The following is a 19,601-nucleotide window of genomic DNA, read 5'->3' as shown; positions in this document are numbered from 1 at the left end:
GTAGATTTTTGCACTTATCTGAGCAGGCCTCAGAGGCAGATCAAACCTCTTGGAATCTTGCATTAAAGACTATACCTCGATCACAAATAGAATTTACTGAAGTCGATTACGAAAAAGGTAGGTCATATCAAAAACAGATTCGAGCTGAGCTTTCACTAACGAGCTAAACTCAGCCTATAAGAATTGAGAACAGACTGGATTCTAATATTCCTATTAGTCAGTGGAGTGTTCGGACATTACAAATATTCTGTCATTATGTATACATCATGATAGGCGAAAAATTTAATTAGATAAAATCTAGAGGTTTCAATAAAATGAATTTATCCGCAAAAACTATCAGATTTAAGAATATTACTAAAATTGACTTACATCCATTGGCTAAAAAACTCTATGAGTTGATGATCGAGGCATATGTTGCAGGAGGGCAAGAAGAGTATCTTAAGCTGATAAGCGATAGATTTGATTGTTACCCTAGTCTACCTATCCATAATGTATCACTGATAAGTAAAGGTGCTAATAAATATCTGTTGATTGGAGGTTGTTTTTCACCTCTATTTAATCTTAGAGAGCTTAGTGAAAGTACTACGCTTTTTCTCAGTTATAAGACATCTAAAGATACTACTAACCCTGAACATAAAAAGCGTATTGAGAAGGATTCCAATCAAGATATATTTTATTTTTATGGATTTTATTAGATCTATGTCTTTAATCTCACTCAAAAGGCCTGGCTTTATAGAATCAGCACTAAGAAAAATTACTCAAGATTATAATAGTAATATTTGGAACAAGGTGTTTGATAATAGCAGGAGCTACTTGCGCCAAGCTGATTACGCCGAACTGTTAGATATGGATCGCAACACAATTTAGAATCACAATAAGCCTTTATAGTGGTCAATAATTACGATATAAATATAAGGTTGGTTTCTTAAAGTATTAAAATTCTCTAAGTTAAAAGTTAACAGATCTTCCAATTTTGTGGGCAGCTCTGAGGAGCAATATAACACTTTGGCTGAAATCTTAGGGCATGTATTAATGCCCGACTGTAGCACTGACAGAGCCTAATTTTTAGCAATGAGGCGGCAAAAACTAGTCCTGTACTGAACTGTTTATAGTAAGAAGCTTATACTAAAATAATTGCTAGTTTACGACCGGATAAAATGGCTTTCCCCAGTCCATCTTGCTATGGTTTACCATAATAATCCCTAACATTAATGGCAAGATATCAGATAAGATAGCGCCACTGTCCTTAATTTGTGAACGATTGACTTGGCTGTTGTGAGTGGCACTGCCATGTATGATTTGATTACGTAGGGTATATAACCTATCAAATACTGTATCTGTATCTTTATTACTCAGTGCACGGTGAGCTTTATCTTTTGCACGTTTAAAATCTTCTTCCCATGCTTGCTGACTAATCAGACCATTTTGATAATCCCAAAATGGCTGAAATGTATATTAGTTATCCAATAATATATGAATGCTACCGGAATATTTCTCCCAGACTAGCTTATAGACCTGCTGGTCAATGTCTAAACGGCATATCAGCTGTATAAAGCGTCTAAACTCACTGCGCTCTGAACTAGTCGTAAACAAGACCACTTCACGAGCATAAGCTGCATTGAACGCAATCCATAGAGTGATGAAACGTATGTCGTCATCATCGACGCTCATTGCCTTAGACAGCCAACTTAATGACCGGTGCATACGCAAGCGAAATGGGTCAGAAAACTCAGATTTTTGAGTTTGGTAGTAACTATTAATTAAGATATTTTCCATATTGATTTATACTTTTTCGATGTAAAAAAACCGAAATTATAAAGATTATACAACTCGGCTTGATTAGCTTACTTATTTTGTAGTAAATATTTCTTTGAAAACATGTTATGAGTCCTGAATATAAGTTTGTCTAATGGTGTGAACCAGTAGTGTAGTTGTAGGAACTGAAAAGTACTTCACCTAAAGTAATAATAGTGACGGGAATAGCCCTCCAGAACATTAGTCATTTGGACGTTCTGAAAATAACTCTACTATTAGATAGATACCGTGGTAAACAATTAAAAGTTAAATATTTTGCTTTTCTTATTACTAAAATTTAAATCGTTTTCGATTAACTTTCTTTCTGAGCATAGCAACATGTATGACGCATGATATGGTGACCTTGTAGGCAGGTCCAGACATATCTATAGCGATCCATACGCTAGTTACTGCCAATGCAAAAGGACCCGTAAGTAATGATGCTGACTTCATCAAAGCAGCATTAGTTGCAAATATAAGTCCTCTACCTAGTAACATTCTAGACATTTGGTTAGCAATAATCAGGGTCATCTGATATGAAGCAAAACCCCCAGTTCTAAATAAAGTAAGAAAACTTTTCGTAGAGAGAAGTGCTATATTAATATTAGACTTCCCTCCCATCTCCTTTAGTAGTAGTTGCTTTTCTTCATTTGTCATCTTTTCTAAAGCTTTAGTCAGAATAACTTCTAATATCGAGTTTTCAATATTTTCTATACTGTCATTTTTGTCATAACTTGCTTTCAATTTAGACGCTACGTCACATACAACTTCATGGTATGACGGCCCTTCGAAGCCTCGAAACATATTCATGAATGATTAGGGGAACTCTCTTTATAGACTTTATCTACTACTAGATCACAAGAAAATTTCTTACTGAGATATTCAACTAATGGATCGAGATCTTCGTTAGATGCTTTATCCAAAACAGTATTAAGATTACTGTCATAAATATCAGTATTTTTCATAATTAGGTTCCAAGTCTACATAGACCTTCATAAAGTATGCTCAGAGCAGTTAAGCAGCGATTAAAATATATTTAGTTAAAAGTTACGTTTTAAGAACTATACATTAAAAAGATAACGACTATAACTGCTATTAAACAAAGGCAGTTTAAAGTAATTAAAATTTTATTTGATAAGGATATTTTATCCAGTTTATTCTGTGTAATGTCATAATTACTATTTGACTTAACAAGTGCTTCATCCGTGGTAGACTTTAGGTTAAAGGTTAGTTGTTCATATTTAGCTTCAATAGTCTTGTTAATTGAAGTGGTTTTTTCATCTATTATTTGACTGTTTTTATCTATTTGATGTAGTAAAGAGTCGTATTTACTATAAACCAATTTATTGATAATAGAAATTTCTTCTGACAACTTACTAAAATTATGACTATTTTTTTCAGAAAATAATTTTTCTAAATTAGAGGAGTGTTCTAGTAATATTTCTTTCTCTCTCTGGAAAACCTCTATAAATTTCTGATATGTATCATCAGTAAACTGACGGTTATCCTCTATATTACTCAATAAAGTATTAAGATTATTGTTTAGTAACTGGCTAACATCGGAAATAGCCTGCATTGTTTCTTCAGCTAAATTCTTATGGCTCAGATCTGAAGACTTTAGTAAGCTAGTTAATAGTTCATCACTCTTAATTAATTCTTGATTATATTTTTTTAGGGTTTCAGCAATATTATTAGTATTTTCATTATTACTGGCTTTTAATGATGACTTTAAGTCTGATAAATTATTTTTTGTATTAACACTATACTCGTCGATAGCTTCTAACAAGTCCTGAGACTTATTATCAATTTTTTTTATCCTTTTTGCTACATCTTCTAACTCAATATCATTTTTGATAAAATCTTCAAGTCTACATATTTCCCCACTTAATTTACTACTATTTTTTGAGATCTCTTGTTTAGTATAGTTTATTTGAAGTTCGATGTCGTAAAGCATTTCCTCTTTTTGGTTAGAGTTTTTTTCTTCTATCATCTTGCCAAATATATCTTCTACTAATATATCAAAAGACTCTTCGTAATCAATTTTTTCCTTCATTTTTTCCCTCTACAACTTTAAAGTCAATATTTAATTGTCTAATTAACATTATCCAATATAGTTTTCTCATATTATCTGATTCTTCTTTAGCAAGATTTGAAAAATCAGATATGGCTAGTTTAAATTCATTCTGGACAAACCCAGAGAAGTTATTACTATTTTCTATTTCTAAATCACGGTCAGAGTTAAACCTGATTAAGCTTTCTTCTAAGTTCGACTTTTCTTTGTATAAAAGGTATCTTTTTTTGACTAAATCTCTTTCTCTATTTTTTAGCTTTGAAATAATATTTTCAGATTTTTTTATTTTTTTCTTGCTTTCTAATTCTATATATCCTAGATACTTCAAATAAGAATTTTTTAGCGAATCGTTTATAACTGCTAACTGTTTATCTATAATAGATTTTATTTTATTTAAATCACTATTATAATTGTCTTGAAAGAAATAGGTTTCAAAGGCATAGTTGTTTAGATGAGCTTGCATATCATCTATATCACTTAAGTGAGGAAAATCACTCAAATTAATACTACCTATACTTTCTCGTTTTATTAATTCCCACTCATCCTGGATATTTGAAATATTCTTTCGTAAATAGTCATCTAGCATATTAGTATTTTTTTGTTTAGGCTCTTTTATGATTTTCTCTAAATTTTCGAGTCTTACATGCGAAAGTTTATTTTTACAGTCATTGTAAAAATTACTGATATATACTATGTGGTTATTTAAATCTTCTTTCTCGCCATTAATAGATATTTGATGCTTATTGATATTAATATTACTATCTTTTATTTCATTATCGATATCTTTGATCTCTTTTTCTATCCTAGACAGATCAATATTAGCTTCTTGGTTTTTTTCTGATTTAAAATTTTTAGAAATATTACCAATTTGGTATCCGTGACAAAGTCTGATGATAGGATTGCTGGCAGAGTAAATAACATCGTTTAGCTCATCAAAAAAATCTTTCCTAATCTTTTTTAGCGACTGAGTCTCTTCACTGAGGCCTGTTTCAAGCTTATACCAACTATCTCCTACCTCTAATGCGTAGAGTTGGCTTTTGACATCCCATTTCCAATCATTATCCAAAGTATGTATTTGCTTTTGAATATGAGTACGAATATCGTCTTTATTTATAGAACCTTCTTGCTCATGAAGCTGGTTACAGAGCCTTAGACTTGAGTCGTCTGAATAAAACCTAGTAAAGACAATCTTAAATCTTTGTGGGTTAACTCTCCATTTTTGCAACTCATCTAATTCTAAGTTTTCAGGCTGTACTACCAAACCTATGTTATCGATAGTAGTAACTAATAGCACCAAATCAGCTTTTTCAATCTTATCTTTAATCGCCTTAGTAACAAATTCGCGCTCATTATTGTTTTCTGCTTTAACTCCTGGTAAATCGCGAATGACAATATCTTTATATCGATTACTTTTTTTACTCAAATATTCTTCAGGAATACTGATATCAATTTCTTCGACATTATATTGGCCTCCCACAACTTCCATATCAGAACGAATTTTTGCTAAAACTTTTTTGGCTTGGCTATTATTTAGATTTATCCTATCGTTGCTATTTTCGCCAACATCATGTATGTGCCAATAGCTATCACTAGAAGCACGATAGCGAACTACAGTTGATGTAGCAGATCTTCCATAGTCTCTATCTGCTCTAAGAACATTCTGAACGGTACTATAGTGTTCTGGAAGTACGCCTATTAGCTCAAGGATTAAAGATGTTTTGCCTACTTGTGAAGCGCCATAAACGGCAACAAATATTTGATCTTTGATTTCACGTGTTGAATATAGGTCGTTGTCAAACTTTAGCATAAACTTTGAATGAGCTGATTTAGCCCACTCAAATCTATGTTGATAAACTTCAGGCCATGTTAAGTTGTTCATTGTTCAATACTCTCCGTACGTCTTTATGAGCATTTTTTAAATATTTGAGTGCAACCATAAGATGATGTTGAGTATCAGTTGAACCTATACCATACATTTGCTCTAAATTTGAACGTAAATACTGTGATATTTTTTGCATATGCTCATCATACTCACTAATTACCATCGCATTGTTTTTACGTCCTAAATCTTGCGCATATGCCTCAATAAATGTTTTGTTTGATTTATCTGTTAGATTAACGGAGTTAGACATTTGGTATGCAGTAAATGCTACAGCACCAACTGCAACCGCTAAACCTGCTACTCTAGTAGCTAGTAATGCAGCTGTTTGTAACCCATCATTGCTATTCGATGGTTTATCTGAAAAATCAATTTGCCCATCAAGTTTACCATCCATCATGTCCAAGCCTGTTAGTGACCCAACTATACCCATAACTGTCTTGACACCTTCAGAAGTTGTATCAGTATCTCTAACGACATTTGCCATCAGTCCTTGTAGGTCTGTTGTGTCAAGGTTGCTATTTTCGAGCTTATTTTTAAAAGCAACGGTATCTCCATCTGAATGTAAATAAGCAATTTGGACAATGCGAGAGTACTCCATTGCTACAGCAGGCAGTACCTCCATGGCTTTTTCAATTATTTCGTTATGATTTTTCTTGCTGCTAGCACTTTCAGATAACTCTTCTTTTCTTAATAATATTCTAAGTCCCGCATTAACTGACTCATGATAGTCTGCTGGTGAGTCTTCGTAATTGTCCATTTTCGTATCTGAATAACCTAATAAGTTATTAGATGTATGACTGCTTAACTCTAAGTTTAATTGATTTTGAGCGGTTTCATTAATAGCATTTAAGTTTGAAGTCATAACGGCTGTAGGGGTAAAGTTACCTTTAACTCTTTCTTTGCGTTTATCATCAATCTTTGAGCCGTTAAATGTAATATGCTTCAAGCCTAGTTTTACATTATTTATTAGGCCTACTTCTTCATCACCGTATTCTTTTTGAGCCTGCTGGATAGCGTCTGCTACCAAGGTAGCAGTCTTTCTACTAAGCTCTTTTGATAAATCTTGTTTGTACTTATTAGCAGAATTATCAAACTTATTTATAAGCTTATCTACTAAGCTATTTTGAGCACTATCGCTAATCTCAGCATTTAGGGCTAGTCCTTCAAGATCGTTTATGACTTCTGATAAATCATTATCAATGACCTCTAGCAAAGTATGGATTTTATTATTCTCTACAGCAGAGTTTTTATCTAATAGAGGTATTACAGCTTTTTCAAAATTATCTTTCCAATTATTCAGATCTGTTCCTGTAAAAATAACTTTATCCTCTGAAACCTTGAAGACTTCTTTTGCTCGTTTAGTGAGTTGGCTTATTTTTTCTTCATTATCACGATAGTTTTCTGAACGAGAGATAGCAATAACTGGCTGACGCGATTGTAAGCTTTCTGCTAAGTCATCAGTAATATCAGTTTGCACATGTGCCAGTCTTTCTTCACTAGTCACAAGGATAACGCCTAAAGCATGAGTCATGACATAGCGCATAAGCTGCTGCCAAGCATAGTTTTTATGAGTTTCTACCTCATACCCTGGTAATAATACCCAACCAAAGGGAATGTCGAATACTACAGGTACAAATAATTTGACGTAAACGACACGTTCATCATCTTTACCATCGCATTCCCATTGAGTGATAATCTTTTTAAACTCTTCTTTGGCACACTGAATCTCAGATTCTTTTTTTGTTTTTGTGTTAAAAACAATCTTACTAGCCATTATTTCTGTAATGCCTTGCTTTTCATATACAAACACAGGAACTTGCTCCCCCCGACCACTATTAGAAGTAAGCCAATCCTCAGCATTGTAGATGGTGCTTAGCAAAGTGGTTTTTCCTGCTCCTTGTGTACCTCCAATGGCTACGAAGTATTCGTTAGCTAACAGACGACTCAAGCGAATTTTTCGATAAGTTTCAACAATTTTTTTCAAAGTCTCTTTACTACAGCTATCAAGATCACAAGCAATGTTCATTACCTGTCTTAAGTTGCTTTCTAATAATTTTAAATATTCAGCATTCATTTTTTTACGCTCCATTTTGCAGTTCAAAAAATTGTTCTTACTCATTGAATAAATATACGTTTAAGCCTACAAACAATAAAAAAATCAATTATATGTATTAAATTTATATAGATAAATACCCTCTCAAACCATCCTTCATCTCCGCCTGAACCGCACTTGGGCTGATTACCCGAATATGCGGTATCCAGTACTGCACAATAGGAATGACCTCTCTTGGGTGTACATTTTTGCAGACTAGCAGCAAATCGCCACTATCAAGACGACGTATCAGCTCCTGATTAGGCAATAGGTCACGGCGCTCGAAGTATCCTGCGACCTTAACATCCACTTGCAATATGATTTCGCTGATATGATTGCTAAAGTACAGACTATCGGTGCTTAATATTTGCGCTTTGACATCCTCACAGCACACAAAGGTGTCGGTATTGACTTGTAGATGGGTTATTTGCGTAAAGCAAAACGCCTGCGTCCGTCCATCACGTTGCCCAACCACGTACCAAACCCCATTTTTATTGAGTAGACGATAAGGCTGCAAACGATGATGTTTGCTACTGTTATCAGTCGCATTATGACTCACTTTGCGATAATCGAACTCAATATATTGGCACTTGCTAATCGCCTGATTAATGGCTTTAAAGTCATTAGTACGCGCGCTAATGTCTTCATAAGCAAAACCTTTAACGAGTATGCTTTGATTGAGTTGTTCTTGAAAAAATTGGCGGTCAATTTTTGGTAGGAGATCTTGGACGCTGGCAAAGTTAGCGAAGCGTTTGATATCAGTAATATCCAATTTTTTTAGCATTGAGACAATAAAACTGTGGACCTGCTTCACTAAAATCTAAGACAGTTAGACGATCTTGAAAGTCTCTTTTTAGGGTACGAATAGATACCTTATAGGTATCTGCTAGCTCAAAAATATCTAACCGTTCACCGTTGTTGAGTCTAACGATAATATCAGATAAGCGATATGCAAGACGTTCATGCTTTTTTAATTCAATTACTATTACTCATTTCACACTGTATAAAAAATTGTAATGATATTACATGAACCATACAGAAATGTGATTATGCACTTTTATATATATTTAACAATCAATATTTGATGCTCGTAGGTCATATCTGCTAGTAAGCTATTGATGTTCATATACTTATGTAATAAAGGTAATTTAGTAGAAAAGTTGTGATATTAAAGTTGCCAATTATAATAATTTTTTTCGTAAAAAATAATCGTTGTATAAAGACGCGGTACTGATATGAACTTAGAATTCACACGTATTTGTTTGGCAATAAGACGTTGTCCACGACACCGTAAAAATTAGTATAAGCCTGTTGTATCTTCAATAATTGTATTGCTACTCAAATTAATACGTTGACCAGAATCAAATTCAAACCAAATAGGAATATTTTGAGGCAGTTGCCGTATTCTAGAGAGATCGCTTAATAGGAAAGTCTTTTATATCTAAGAATTTTTCTAGGTAGATCATTGCTAACACTCATAAATAAAGATAAAGCACTAGTGTAGCGTAGGGGTATGACAGGTTGTGTCAAGAATACGAAATTGGAAAATGATTTTGGAGGGTGTCTGGGAGTATCGATTCTTAAAGTGATGAGCAAAATGCAGCTATATCTAGTCTGAGAGAGTATCCTGCGGCTGCTTAGCTTATAGTAACAACACAGATGTGAGTGGGGAGGAATGGACAAAATGACCAATATAATCAGAATGACTAAGCCCGATTATTAGGCATTTTTGACATATAAATGCCTAATAATTAGGCTATTTTAGTGACCAAAATATATTTATTACCCTTATTAAGATATATTAAAATACGCTAAACGTCCTAATAAAAAATCACCTACAACTCTTTTGCTATAAAGCTTTGTAGGTTAATGTTACTTAATATCATTTAATGAAATATGGTGGGTCTAGCCTGTCACGTCGCGGGTTCGAGTCCCGTCCGCTGCGCCATATTTAAAACTTAGTTAACTTTTTAAGTTTAAGCAAAGTTTCAGCCCCAAGTATTTATTTACTTGGGGTTTTTTTGTGTCTGAATATTTTACCGTTCTTATATTCGGCGTTCTTTGATTTGCCATTGTTAGAAAAGCTACCATCACTGAAATAAATCTACTTCTCTCCACACTATTCAATACAAACTTTAAAGAGTAATGGTGAGGTAAAAAAGGTACGATGTCTGTATACAGTTATTTTTATATAACTGCTTTCATATTATAGACAAGGATGCCTAATGATGACTATCTTTCCCTCTCATTTTATCCAATATAAGTCGGCAATACTTGGTGCATCGATAGCCACGATACTTATGATTACGGGGTGTGCTACCAGCTCGTTATTGGACAGCCCAAGCCATGTCACTAATACAAGCACCAAGCAAATATTATCTGAAGATCAAATCGTTGCCTTTGGTCGTCCTGCCCAGTCGTTACCAAATATGCCGAACGCTACTATGGTTATTGTCGGCAATAAAAACAGCTACGTTCTGACCCAAGGTGGTACAGAAATGGTGACTCTATTAACCAATTTGACCCCGAAGAATATCCAAGTTCAAAATGACATGTCTTTTTATGTACCTAATAATGACGGTTACTTTCAAGGGAACATGCAGCTGTCTTATGCCAAATTAAAAGATGAATTTAAACGCGCCGATTATCAGTTTTTTCTACAAAATGGCGGGCAGGACTGTACGACTGCTAGTGATGCACGCATTGCCGCCCAGCGCTTTTGTTTTCAAGTACCCGTTAAAGGCGCTATTTATCCGCAGGTTAATAATTTAGCCCTCATTCAGTCCAAATATCGTCCACTAAGCAAACCTTACACGGTCAGTTTTTATACTCAGTCACAACGAAATGATGTGTCATATGATGGCAAAACAGGCGTTCAAAAATTAGTATTATTACCTTTTGCACTCGCCTTTGACGTGGTCACTCTACCTTTTCAGTTACTCGATAGCGTAGTACGTTAAGTTAAACTCTTTCTGTATTACTATTATTAAAATCTTTGAAAATCTTTATTCAAAATACTTAAATAAAAGCTATCAACTAAAAATTATTAATTAAAGAGCAGTCTGGACAGTCTTTACTTCCATAAAAAAGCATCCAAAATTGGATGCTTTTTTATTAATAATATTTAGAATTACGCTTTGACCAGCTGCTGCCAATAGTTACTCGCAAAGAATGGTAAAGTTAAATCAGCTCACCAGGCAGTCAAAGATGTAGCACTACGCTGAGTGATAAATCCATCTGGCGTTTGCCCATTATCTGCTTGCCAGCGCTGAAATGCTTTACGGGTATTGGTACCAATCACTCCGTCTGTGCCTTGTGTATCATAGCCTGCACGGGTTAACCGTTGCTGTAAATTGGTCACTTGCGTGGTAGAGAGCGGACGCTCATAGCGTGGCCACGATTGTTGCAGACCACCTTGACGCGCGATTGCTTTGCCCAATAAACTCACACCAAGCGCATAGCTGGATGAGTTGTTATACACTTTAATCGCATCAAAGTTTTTACTGAGTAATAGCGCAGGACCGTCTTTACCAGCAGGTAACCAAAGCTCCATCGGCGTATTGGCATCTAATGAAACGTCAGCAATGGTATCAATACCAAGTGCTGCCCATTGAGCGACAGCCTGCTTTGTACCAACGGCTGAATAATTAAAACCAGCTGGCAATTTGACTTCATAAAATGGCGCTATGCCTCGTACCCAACCGGCATTGCTCAAATAACTTGCAGTTGATGCCAACGCATCTGCGGTTGACCACGGGTTTTTATGTCCATTATTGTCGCCATCTACCCCTTCTTTAAGCCAAGTCGTCGGTATAAATTGCGTCTGTCCCATTCCGCCTGCCCAAGAGCCATTAAGCTGTGACCACGATACATCGCCGCGCTGTAGTAGCGTAATTAATGATAACAGCTGAGACTCTGCAAAAGCTTGGCGACGACCATCATAAGCAAGGCTTGCCAGCGCACTTGGCAAATAGCTATTACCCGTTACTGCACCATATGCTGATTCCATGCCCCAAATCGCCGCGATAATCTCAGCATTAACACCATATCGAGATTCTAACGTTGATAAATAAGCACGCTGTTCAGAAAATTTACTGCGTCCCGTATTTACCCGCGCATCAGATACCGCAGAATCTGCATAATCCCAAGGCATCTTAGAGAACTCAGGCTGCCCTGAATCCAACGAAATCACTTGCTGATTTAAAGATGCCGAACCTAGTAGACGCTGAACGTCGGCGCTATTGTAGCCTGATGCAATGGCACGGTTAGCAAAGTCTGCTTTCCAATCGGCAAAGCTGCTGTAACTTGCTTTTGGCACCGGCGTTGGCTTAACCACTTTATTGGGCGGCACAATAACAGGCGCTGGTCGCACAATAGTTTGATTTTCATTAATTTGCACATTGCCATGGCGCACCGGTTTATTCGTCTGAGTTTGGGTTGCGCAACTGGCTAAAAACAGTACCGGTAACACTGCGGGTATCAAGGCAAAATAGCGCTTTGTTGACATCATAGAGTTCTCTAATAATAAAAGTAATCAAAAAAAACAGGACAATTTTAGAACAAAATTTGGCAGATAACAGGACAGTAAATCCTAACGCCGTGTCTCAATAAGCCAAGATTTAATAACGACACAATCCCTTGTATGGACTATCACCATATAAAAAACACTGTAACAATAATCAGAGATAAAGTCGACAGAACCTTTATAGCAAATACAGACACAAAAAAGGCAAAGTTATAAAATAACTTTGCCTTTTTAATCACGGTTCTATTGTCATAAAGCGATCAACGTCATAAACAATGATTAAGCAGCTTTAATATCTAAACTCATTTTTGGACCAAACGGTTCATAATGAACGTGATCACCGCTGTGTTCAAGGACATTTAATTCCTCAATGATGCATTCCATAAACGGCATGGAACCACAAACATAAAGATCAGCTGGTTTTGGCAATGAAGCAAGCCAAGCCTGGTCTAGTATTTGTCCTTTATCAAAATAGAAGATATGTTTTTCAACCTGCTCTGCTCGTGATAATAGCGCGCTAACGTCGGCATTAAAAGCATGATGCTCCTCATTCTGACAGGCATATACCCAAATAATAGGACGCTGAGGATTGGTCGTGACTTGCTCTTCTAACATAGATAAAACTGGTGTTACCCCAACCCCTGCACTGATCATTACTAAAGGTATCTCGTTTTGTTTCACTAGCTCTTTATCTAAAGCAAAATCACCAGCAGGCGCTGACAACCATAGTGAATCACCAACTTGTAAGTTGTCATGTAAATAATTAGACACTAAACCATGATGCGCGTTGCGGTTATCACGTCTGACAGCAAATTGAATACCGGTATCAGTATTGGCAGAATAAAGCGAATAATGACGTAAGGCGACATGCTCACTGTCTTCAGGTTCAACTTTTACCGTGATATATTGTCCAGCTGTTAATTTTAGCTTGTTTAAGTCGATAGCTGATTGGTTATCTGCTGAGCTATCCTTAACAGGCATCACAGTGAATGCAGCTATATCTGTTGCCGCTGCTACTTTTTCAGTGACTTTAAACTCAGCAAAGCCATCCCACATTGCCTCTTCATACATACCATGTTCAATCTGAATAAATACCGACGCAATCTCATCATACGCTTCTGTCCACGCAGTGATAATGTCGTCATTTGCCGCCTCGCCTAGCACTTCTTTGATAGCGCCAATCAAGTGTTTGCCAACAATAGGGTAATGCTCAGGCAGAATCTGTAAGGCGCGATGCTTATGACTTATCTGAGTCACTTGTGGTAATAAAACTGCTAAATGCTCAAGATGCTTGGCTGCTGCTAAAACGGTAGTAGCCAGTGCTGTTTGCTGTCGACCCAGCTTCTGATTGGTCTCATTAAAGATATCTAATAGTTCCGGATGCTCAGCGAACATATTTTTATAAAATACTGTAGTAATCGCATTACCGTGTTCTTCAAGTACTGGAACGGTTGCTTTTACGATTTTGAGTGTTTGTGCAGTAGCCATTGTGTCTCTCTTAGTGGGTCATCACGATGATTAGTTAATAAGTTTAAATGGGTGAACTCTTATAAGCCAATTTGTAAAAATACTTTTTTAAGCGATCATAGTTCTTAAGCAAAGTATCTTTGATTTATAAGATTCATTTTAAATATATGTTAACATATTTTTTTAGGAATACCAATGCTTGCTAAGCAGTTTATTTGTTTTTATGTTCAATTTTTACTGCTAGCGTGTTCCATGTTTTACGTTATAACGGTTGATACTCCGATGTATAAATGCCGGAACCTACTATTAAGTTCCCGATTCTCCTTTATTGATAAAAATTACTAAACATTTACTTAATCAAACACTAGACTATTATCAATACTAACGGATTAACAAGACTGACCATTTCGGCAATATCATTTACCTAACTACTGCAAAGTTAACGCCCAGTACCTACATACCTCTGCCATGTTCTTAAGATATATTACTCATCGACCCGTCACAGCGTTCTAGTTCGTTATTTCTTTATCAGCATAATGGCAAATTTATGTTTCTTAAAATAAACATAGCATGTCAACCATTAGGTCGCTGATTGATTGCTAGAATTTAGCTATTAACTAAAATGAAGTTTCAGATGTTTGTTCTACACATTCTTCTACACAATGAAGCAGTGCAAATAATAAGACGTATAAAAATAAATGTAAGCATATCGCTTTAACATTCTCCAAAATTTATACAATAATAGTAAAAAGGATAATAATTCATGGATAATATTAATCGTAATACCGTTGTAAATGATAATGCTGATCCCATCACAGGAGAGCCAGGCTCACATCCAATCGGTACTGCCGTTGGTGGTACGGGCGGTGCAGCAGCTGGCGCAGCTATCGGAGCTATTGGTGGCCCTTTAGGTATGCTTATTGGTGGCGCTATTGGTGCTATCGTTGGTGGCGTAGCTGGTAGCTCGGTTGGTGAGATGCTAGACCCAACGGTTGAATATGCCTATTGGCAAGAGGTGCATACTGGTCGTCCATACTATGTGGCAGATTATGATTATGAAACGGATTACCATCCTGCTTACGCGGTTGGTTATGCAACCCGAGCACATTATCCAAGAAATGCGCGCTTTGAGGATTACGAGTCTGAGCTTGAGCAACGCTGGAATGAGGTTAAAGGCAATTCGCGCATGACTTGGCTACAGGCAAAAGACATGGTGCGTGATGGTTGGGACAAAACCAATGCGCGCTTGAATGGTGAAGTTTATGAGCCTAAAGCCTATGCTCATTATGCTGGTCATAGAGAGCCTATTCATAACGAAGAAGACAAACCTCATCCAGTAGCGACAGGTACTGGCGCTCTTGGTGGTGCAGCAGCAGGTGCTGCGGTAGGTACAGCAGTTAGTGGTCCGGTCGGCACATTAGTCGGTGGTGCCGTTGGGGCAATCGCTGGTAGTAAAGTCGGACATGAAGCAGGTGAGCTAGTCAACCCTACTGATAGTTCAGAAGCTCATGAAAAGCCGCACCCTATCGCTAGTGGTACTGGTGCACTGGGTGGCGCAGCAGCTGGTGCCGCTGTAGGTACAGCAGTTGGTGGTCCAGTTGGTACTGTGGTAGGTGGCTTAGCAGGTGCAGTGGTTGGTGGCGCTGGCGGTCAAGAAGTTGGTGAAGCAGTCAATCCTACTGATCATAATGAAGTGCAAAAAGAAGCCAATCCTGTTAGTAGTGGAACGGGTATGATTGGCGGTGCAGCAGCAGGCGCGACTATCGGTGCAGCTGGAGGTCCTATTGGTTCAGTCGTAGGCGGCGCTGTAGGTGCAGTCGTTGGTGCGACAGCTGGTAACGCGGTTGCTAATGCCTTTGAAGGCAATATGGAAGAAGACACATATTGGCGTACCCAGCATATATCAACTAAATACTACAATCCTCAATATAACTACGACACCGACTACCGTAATGCTTACGGTTATGGTTATGCGCAGCGCAAGCGTTATGGTAACGAGCAATCGTTTGAGTTGGTAGAGCAAGATTTGCAGCGTGATTGGGTTACTTCACGTGGTAACTCGCGCTTAGAATGGGCGGATGCTAGATTTGCAGTACGTGATGCATGGAATCGTCCATTAATTTAATAGCTGATGAATAGGTAATACTTACCTATCATAAATGATTGAAAAGTTATAAAAAACAGCCTTTACTATCAAGTAGAGGCTGTTTTTATTTTGACTGAAAATCTGTGGTGGTTAATTGAAAACCCAACGTCAAACTACTTTAAAAACAACATTAATAAAACCAATATATTTAGCGCGCCATATAATTGGTCATATCTTCTACACCATGTAAGGTCATCGGATACATCTTATTATCAAACAGCTTCTTAATCTCATTGATGGTTTGAGTATATTGCCAATACGTTGGATTTTCAGGATTCAGCCAAGCGACTTTATCAAAATGCGCCAGTACCCTTTTTAACCAGACAATACCTGCTTCGTTATTCATATACTCGACGCTACCACCGACCGTCATCAGCTCATAAGGCGACATTGAGGCATCACCCACAAAGATAACGCGATATTCTCGCCCATACTTATTAAGCAGCTCAAAGGTTGGCATCGGTGCACTATGGCGTCGATTATTATCCTTCCAAACATAATCATACAGACAATTATGAAAGTAGAAAAACTCCAAAGTTTTGAATTCATTTTTCGCGGCAGAAAATAGCTTCTCTAACGCTTCAACATGGATATCCATACTACCACCGACATCAAATAACATCAGTACCTTTACACGGTTGCGACGCTCCGCTTGCATATGGATATCGAGCATGCCTTTTTTGGCGGTGCGTTTGATGGTCTCATGGATGTCTAGCTCATTAGCACTACCTGTACGCGCAAATTGGCGTAGGTTACGTAGCGCCATCTGAATCTGGCGCGTACCAAGCTGACTATCATCGTCAAGATTGCGATATTTACGCTGCTCCCACACTTTCGCCGCACTGCGTTTACGTGATTCACCACCTACCCGCACGCCTTCTGGGTGATCACCATAGGCACCAAATGGTGAAGTGCCACCGGTGCCGACCCATTTACTGCCACCTTGATGACGCTCTTTTTGCTCTTTGAGACGTTCTTCAAGCGCTTTCATCAACTCTTCAAGTGAGCCATATTTTTTGAGCAGTCGGCGCTGCTCATTGGTTAGGTTTTTTGGGTCTAATTTTAAGTCGAGCCATTCTTTGGGAATATCAGTCAGCTTAGCCAACAGCTCATCCATATCAAGACTATCAACACCCTCAAAATAATCCGCCATTGCTCGATCAAACTTGTCAAAATGGCGCTCGTCTTTGACCATACATAGCCGAATCAGTCGGTACATATCTTCACGACTGGCAAAGGTAAACAGCTCAGCATCTTCCGAATGCGGCTGCATCATCAGTCCTTGCTCAAGTGCCGCATTGAAGTCAAGCAGCTCACGCGTACTGACCGGCACACCGTAAGTACGCAAGGTGTAGAATAGTTTGATAAACATAAGAGTCGCATCACTTATTGGCGGATATGGTTATGATTTAAACGTTTACATAAGCTTCAATCTTCGCTGTAAAGCTTACGCTTAACGACGCATCATATTGGCAAAACGCTGTAATAAATTCACATCGGCTTCGTTTTTTAGCAGCGCGCCATATAACGGTGGAATAGACTTTTCACCGCGTAAGTTTTCTTCTAGCTCTACTTGAGCCATATCATCCGCCAATAATAACGTCAACCAATCGACCAATTCAGAGGTCGACGGCGGCTTTTTAAGCCCTTGAACGTTACGTAATTTATAAAAAATATCGAGCGCATCATTAACCAGTTTTTCTTGAATATTAGGAAAATGTACCTCAATAATTTGGCGCATGGTTTCTTCTTCTGGAAAATCAATATAATGAAAAAAACAGCGACGCAAAAACGCATCTGGTAGCTCTTTTTCATTGTTTGAGGTAATAATCACCACGGGGCGCTGCTCGGCAGTAATGGTCTCGCCGGTCTCATAAACATAAAAAGACATCTTATCAAGCTCGTGTAGCAAGTCATTTGGAAACTCGATATCGGCTTTATCAATCTCGTCAATCAATAACACGCTACGCTCTTTACTGGTAAAAGCATCCCATAATTTACCCGGCTTGATATAGTTGCCAATCTCATAAACTTTGTCGTCACCAATTTGTGAATCACGCAGACGCGACACCGCATCATAATCATACAGACCTTGCTCTGCCTTGGTGGTCGACTTAATATGCCATGTAATGAGCGGCATCCCTAAACTCTCGGCAACTTCTTCTGCCAGTAAAGTCTTACCCGTACCCGGCTCACCTTTGATAAGTAGCGGCTTTTGCAGTGTCATCGCTGCATTGACTGCCAGTTGCAAATCATCAGTGGCAATATAGCTTTGCGTGCCAGTAAATTTAGTTTTTTTATCAATCATAATAAAATCTCAGTTATTGTTATAGTGAAAATCGTTAAACAACCATTGAGGTTAGCACAGCCGCATTGATTGCCAAAATACTCATGCGTTCGCTATCTATAACGTCCTATAAATCAAGTATGAAGCAACAATTTAAAACTGTGCCATAAAAAAAGACACCCGTAGGTGTCATTTTTATTTATCTTGTCTGATTAAGACAGTGATGAAAGATAATCGGTTTAGCTTGAAGAATAAGTGCTACTTTATATCTTTTATAGTATCAGTCTTAGCACTGGTATTAGGTAAAGCATTTTCTTTAAAGTCATTATTGTTAGCTTTACTGACAACAGCGTCGGTAGTATCAAGATTATTTACGATGCTGTCTTTACTCTCATTCGCTTTTTTACTATAAAAACCCTCAATTTTAGGCTTTTTAGGAGCAGTTAAAATTGTCGTATCAGTAATAACTTTTTCTTTATGAATTTCTTTATTAAGAACGGGTTCAGTAACAAGAACTTTATGAGCGACAGATTCAGTAGCAACATTTTTAGAAGCGTCATGCTTAACAGCTTTATTCAAACTCACTTGAGTGGCTCTAGGTTCAGCTTTCTCTAGCTCAGGCATAGGAGCGGCGATAGGTATCTCAGTTGACTGAAAATCAGCCACCATTTCACGTTCAGCAATATAATTGCCGCCAGCTAACTGCAAATTAGCTTCAGTATCTATAGCCATGCGCCGGCGAGCTTCTTCCAAACTCGACTCAAATGCCCCGCGAATCAGTTGCCAGACAAAGCCTATAAATAAACCTACGACCAATACTACTAAAATTGGCAAAGTATTACTCACTGCTGCTGTCATATCTTTCATCATGACGGCATAAACGACACTAATGCTAGCTGGCGCAATAGTACTAGGGTCACTAAGCGCAGTACCAGGTGCGAATAGCACAGAAAACAATACCATCCAGCTAATACCGCCCAATGGACGTGGCAACATACGAGCAACCAATACCCATAAAGCCAGTACCACAATACCCCCACCAATATAAGCGTAAGCTGGCAAATCAGCAGGCGGAACCCCTTTCACCATCTGGCTCCACCAGATAACAATCTCACCGAGAATGTCACTAATTTTTTCTAGCGGTAAGCTTTGTAAGATACTTTTTAACCAGTCCATGCGTATTTAGATACCTGAGTTATAATTTTTGCGTCAAGCTTATATGACCCTATCTGCCGCCACAATGATATCTCACTGTTAAAGCTAAACATAGAGAACGATAAACTTATACGCTTAATAAGTTATTAGTTTATCACGACTTTATAACAAAATGCATCATA

Annotated in this window: 13 protein-coding genes and 3 pseudogenes; 5 read left to right on the top strand and 11 right to left on the bottom strand. The window is 37.5% G+C overall.

The features are described 5' to 3' along the window. Nucleotides 1-314: 314 nt before the first annotated feature. Nucleotides 315-695 (top strand): hypothetical protein, encoded by a 381-nt coding sequence (locus H2245_RS01650; protein ID WP_182405351.1) that lies wholly within the window; start codon nucleotides 315-317, stop codon nucleotides 693-695. Nucleotides 696-1,455: 760 nt separating this feature from the next. Here the strand turns inward: H2245_RS01650 and H2245_RS12060 are convergent. The 6 genes from H2245_RS12060 to H2245_RS01620 form a co-directional block, all read right to left on the bottom strand. Beyond that, a complete protein-coding gene (locus tag H2245_RS12060) occupies nucleotides 1,456-1,776 on the bottom strand; it encodes a HEPN domain-containing protein (protein WP_259365033.1) in 321 nt (106 codons plus the stop codon). A gap of 309 nt (nucleotides 1,777-2,085) precedes the next feature. Next, nucleotides 2,086-2,604 (bottom strand): YaaW family protein, encoded by a 519-nt coding sequence (locus tag H2245_RS01640; RefSeq protein ID WP_182405349.1) that lies wholly within the window; start codon nucleotides 2,602-2,604, stop codon nucleotides 2,086-2,088. Nucleotides 2,605-2,848: 244 nt separating this feature from the next. Then, nucleotides 2,849-3,847, bottom strand: coding sequence for a hypothetical protein (locus H2245_RS01635; protein ID WP_182405347.1), 999 nt, complete (start codon nucleotides 3,845-3,847; stop codon nucleotides 2,849-2,851). Continuing rightward, a complete protein-coding gene (locus H2245_RS01630; RefSeq protein WP_182405345.1) occupies nucleotides 3,831-5,744 on the bottom strand; it encodes a dynamin family protein in 1,914 nt (637 codons plus the stop codon). The genes H2245_RS01635 and H2245_RS01630 overlap by 17 nt, the downstream gene beginning before the upstream one ends. Further along, nucleotides 5,722-7,821 carry a hypothetical protein gene (locus tag H2245_RS01625; protein WP_182405343.1) on the bottom strand — a complete coding sequence of 700 codons (2,100 nt, stop codon included), beginning with the start codon at nucleotides 7,819-7,821 and terminating at the stop codon, nucleotides 5,722-5,724. Before H2245_RS01625 ends, H2245_RS01630 begins: the two co-directional genes overlap by 23 nt. A 103-nt stretch (nucleotides 7,822-7,924) precedes the next feature. Further along, nucleotides 7,925-8,611: a WYL domain-containing protein gene (locus tag H2245_RS01620; RefSeq protein ID WP_220464344.1), complete on the bottom strand. Its 687-nt coding sequence runs from the start codon at nucleotides 8,609-8,611 to the stop codon at nucleotides 7,925-7,927. Nucleotides 8,612-10,064: 1,453 nt separating this feature from the next. On the opposite strand from H2245_RS01620, the gene H2245_RS01615 reads away from it, so the two are divergent. Next, nucleotides 10,065-10,799 (top strand): hypothetical protein, encoded by a 735-nt coding sequence (locus H2245_RS01615; protein WP_182405341.1) that lies wholly within the window; start codon nucleotides 10,065-10,067, stop codon nucleotides 10,797-10,799. A gap of 230 nt (nucleotides 10,800-11,029) precedes the next feature. Here the strand turns inward: H2245_RS01615 and H2245_RS01610 are convergent, their stop codons facing one another. Together H2245_RS01610 and H2245_RS01605 are read right to left on the bottom strand one after the other, a co-directional pair. After that, a complete protein-coding gene (locus H2245_RS01610; protein WP_182405339.1) occupies nucleotides 11,030-12,349 on the bottom strand; it encodes a lytic murein transglycosylase in 1,320 nt (439 codons plus the stop codon). Between the two features lie 294 nt (nucleotides 12,350-12,643). Continuing rightward, complete coding sequence (locus H2245_RS01605) at nucleotides 12,644-13,852, bottom strand: globin domain-containing protein (protein ID WP_182405338.1); 1,209 nt, start codon at nucleotides 13,850-13,852, stop codon at nucleotides 12,644-12,646. Between the two features lie 742 nt (nucleotides 13,853-14,594). Here H2245_RS01605 and H2245_RS12055 point away from each other — a divergent pair. From H2245_RS12055 to H2245_RS12045, 3 pseudogenes are all read left to right on the top strand, one after another. Continuing rightward, nucleotides 14,595-15,071: pseudogene (locus tag H2245_RS12055) on the top strand (hypothetical protein); the annotation flags it as partial. Continuing rightward, nucleotides 15,045-15,296, top strand: a pseudogene (locus H2245_RS12205) (glycine zipper domain-containing protein); the annotation flags it as partial. The pseudogenes H2245_RS12055 and H2245_RS12205, both read left to right, overlap by 27 nt. Nucleotides 15,297-15,350: 54 nt before the next feature. After that, a pseudogene (locus tag H2245_RS12045) lies at nucleotides 15,351-15,536 on the top strand (glycine zipper domain-containing protein); the annotation flags it as partial. Nucleotides 15,537-16,125: 589 nt separating this feature from the next. Here the strand turns inward: H2245_RS12045 and H2245_RS01595 are convergent. From H2245_RS01595 to H2245_RS12040, 3 genes are all read right to left on the bottom strand, one after another. After that, nucleotides 16,126-17,349: a VWA domain-containing protein gene (locus tag H2245_RS01595; RefSeq protein WP_182405334.1), complete on the bottom strand. Its 1,224-nt coding sequence runs from the start codon at nucleotides 17,347-17,349 to the stop codon at nucleotides 16,126-16,128. Nucleotides 17,350-17,430: 81 nt separating this feature from the next. Continuing rightward, nucleotides 17,431-18,285 (bottom strand): MoxR family ATPase, encoded by an 855-nt coding sequence (locus H2245_RS01590; RefSeq protein WP_182405332.1) that lies wholly within the window; start codon nucleotides 18,283-18,285, stop codon nucleotides 17,431-17,433. Nucleotides 18,286-18,522: 237 nt separating this feature from the next. After that, the gene (locus tag H2245_RS12040; RefSeq protein ID WP_259365032.1) at nucleotides 18,523-19,440 is read right to left on the bottom strand and encodes a hypothetical protein; all 918 of its coding nucleotides are present in this window, start codon (nucleotides 19,438-19,440) and stop codon (nucleotides 18,523-18,525) included. Between the last annotated feature and the right edge of the window lie 161 nt (nucleotides 19,441-19,601).

It is taken from the genome of Psychrobacter sp. GP33 (assembly GCF_014119005.1).
GTDB lineage: Bacteria > Pseudomonadota > Gammaproteobacteria > Pseudomonadales > Moraxellaceae > Psychrobacter.
Note: the sequence above shows the minus strand (reverse complement) of the source record. Positions and strands in the feature narration are given on the sequence as shown.

Excerpts from the sequence above, each read along its gene's own strand:
- H2245_RS01610 (WP_182405339.1), bottom strand. The coding sequence starts at position 12,349 with ATGATGTCAACAAAGCGCTATTTTGCCTTGATACCCGCAGTGTTACCG.
- H2245_RS12040 (WP_259365032.1), bottom strand. The coding sequence starts at position 19,440 with ATGGACTGGTTAAAAAGTATCTTACAAAGCTTACCGCTAGAAAAAATT.
- H2245_RS01605 (WP_182405338.1), bottom strand. The coding sequence starts at position 13,852 with ATGGCTACTGCACAAACACTCAAAATCGTAAAAGCAACCGTTCCAGTA.
- H2245_RS01650 (WP_182405351.1), top strand. The coding sequence starts at position 315 with ATGAATTTATCCGCAAAAACTATCAGATTTAAGAATATTACTAAAATT.
- H2245_RS01595 (WP_182405334.1), bottom strand. The coding sequence starts at position 17,349 with ATGTTTATCAAACTATTCTACACCTTGCGTACTTACGGTGTGCCGGTC.
- H2245_RS01640 (WP_182405349.1), bottom strand. The coding sequence starts at position 2,604 with ATGAATATGTTTCGAGGCTTCGAAGGGCCGTCATACCATGAAGTTGTA.
- H2245_RS01635 (WP_182405347.1), bottom strand. The coding sequence starts at position 3,847 with ATGAAGGAAAAAATTGATTACGAAGAGTCTTTTGATATATTAGTAGAA.
- H2245_RS01630 (WP_182405345.1), bottom strand. The coding sequence starts at position 5,744 with ATGAACAACTTAACATGGCCTGAAGTTTATCAACATAGATTTGAGTGG.
- H2245_RS12060 (WP_259365033.1), bottom strand. The coding sequence starts at position 1,776 with ATGGAAAATATCTTAATTAATAGTTACTACCAAACTCAAAAATCTGAG.
- H2245_RS01625 (WP_182405343.1), bottom strand. The coding sequence starts at position 7,821 with ATGAATGCTGAATATTTAAAATTATTAGAAAGCAACTTAAGACAGGTA.
- H2245_RS01615 (WP_182405341.1), top strand. The coding sequence starts at position 10,065 with ATGATGACTATCTTTCCCTCTCATTTTATCCAATATAAGTCGGCAATA.
- H2245_RS01590 (WP_182405332.1), bottom strand. The coding sequence starts at position 18,285 with ATGATTGATAAAAAAACTAAATTTACTGGCACGCAAAGCTATATTGCC.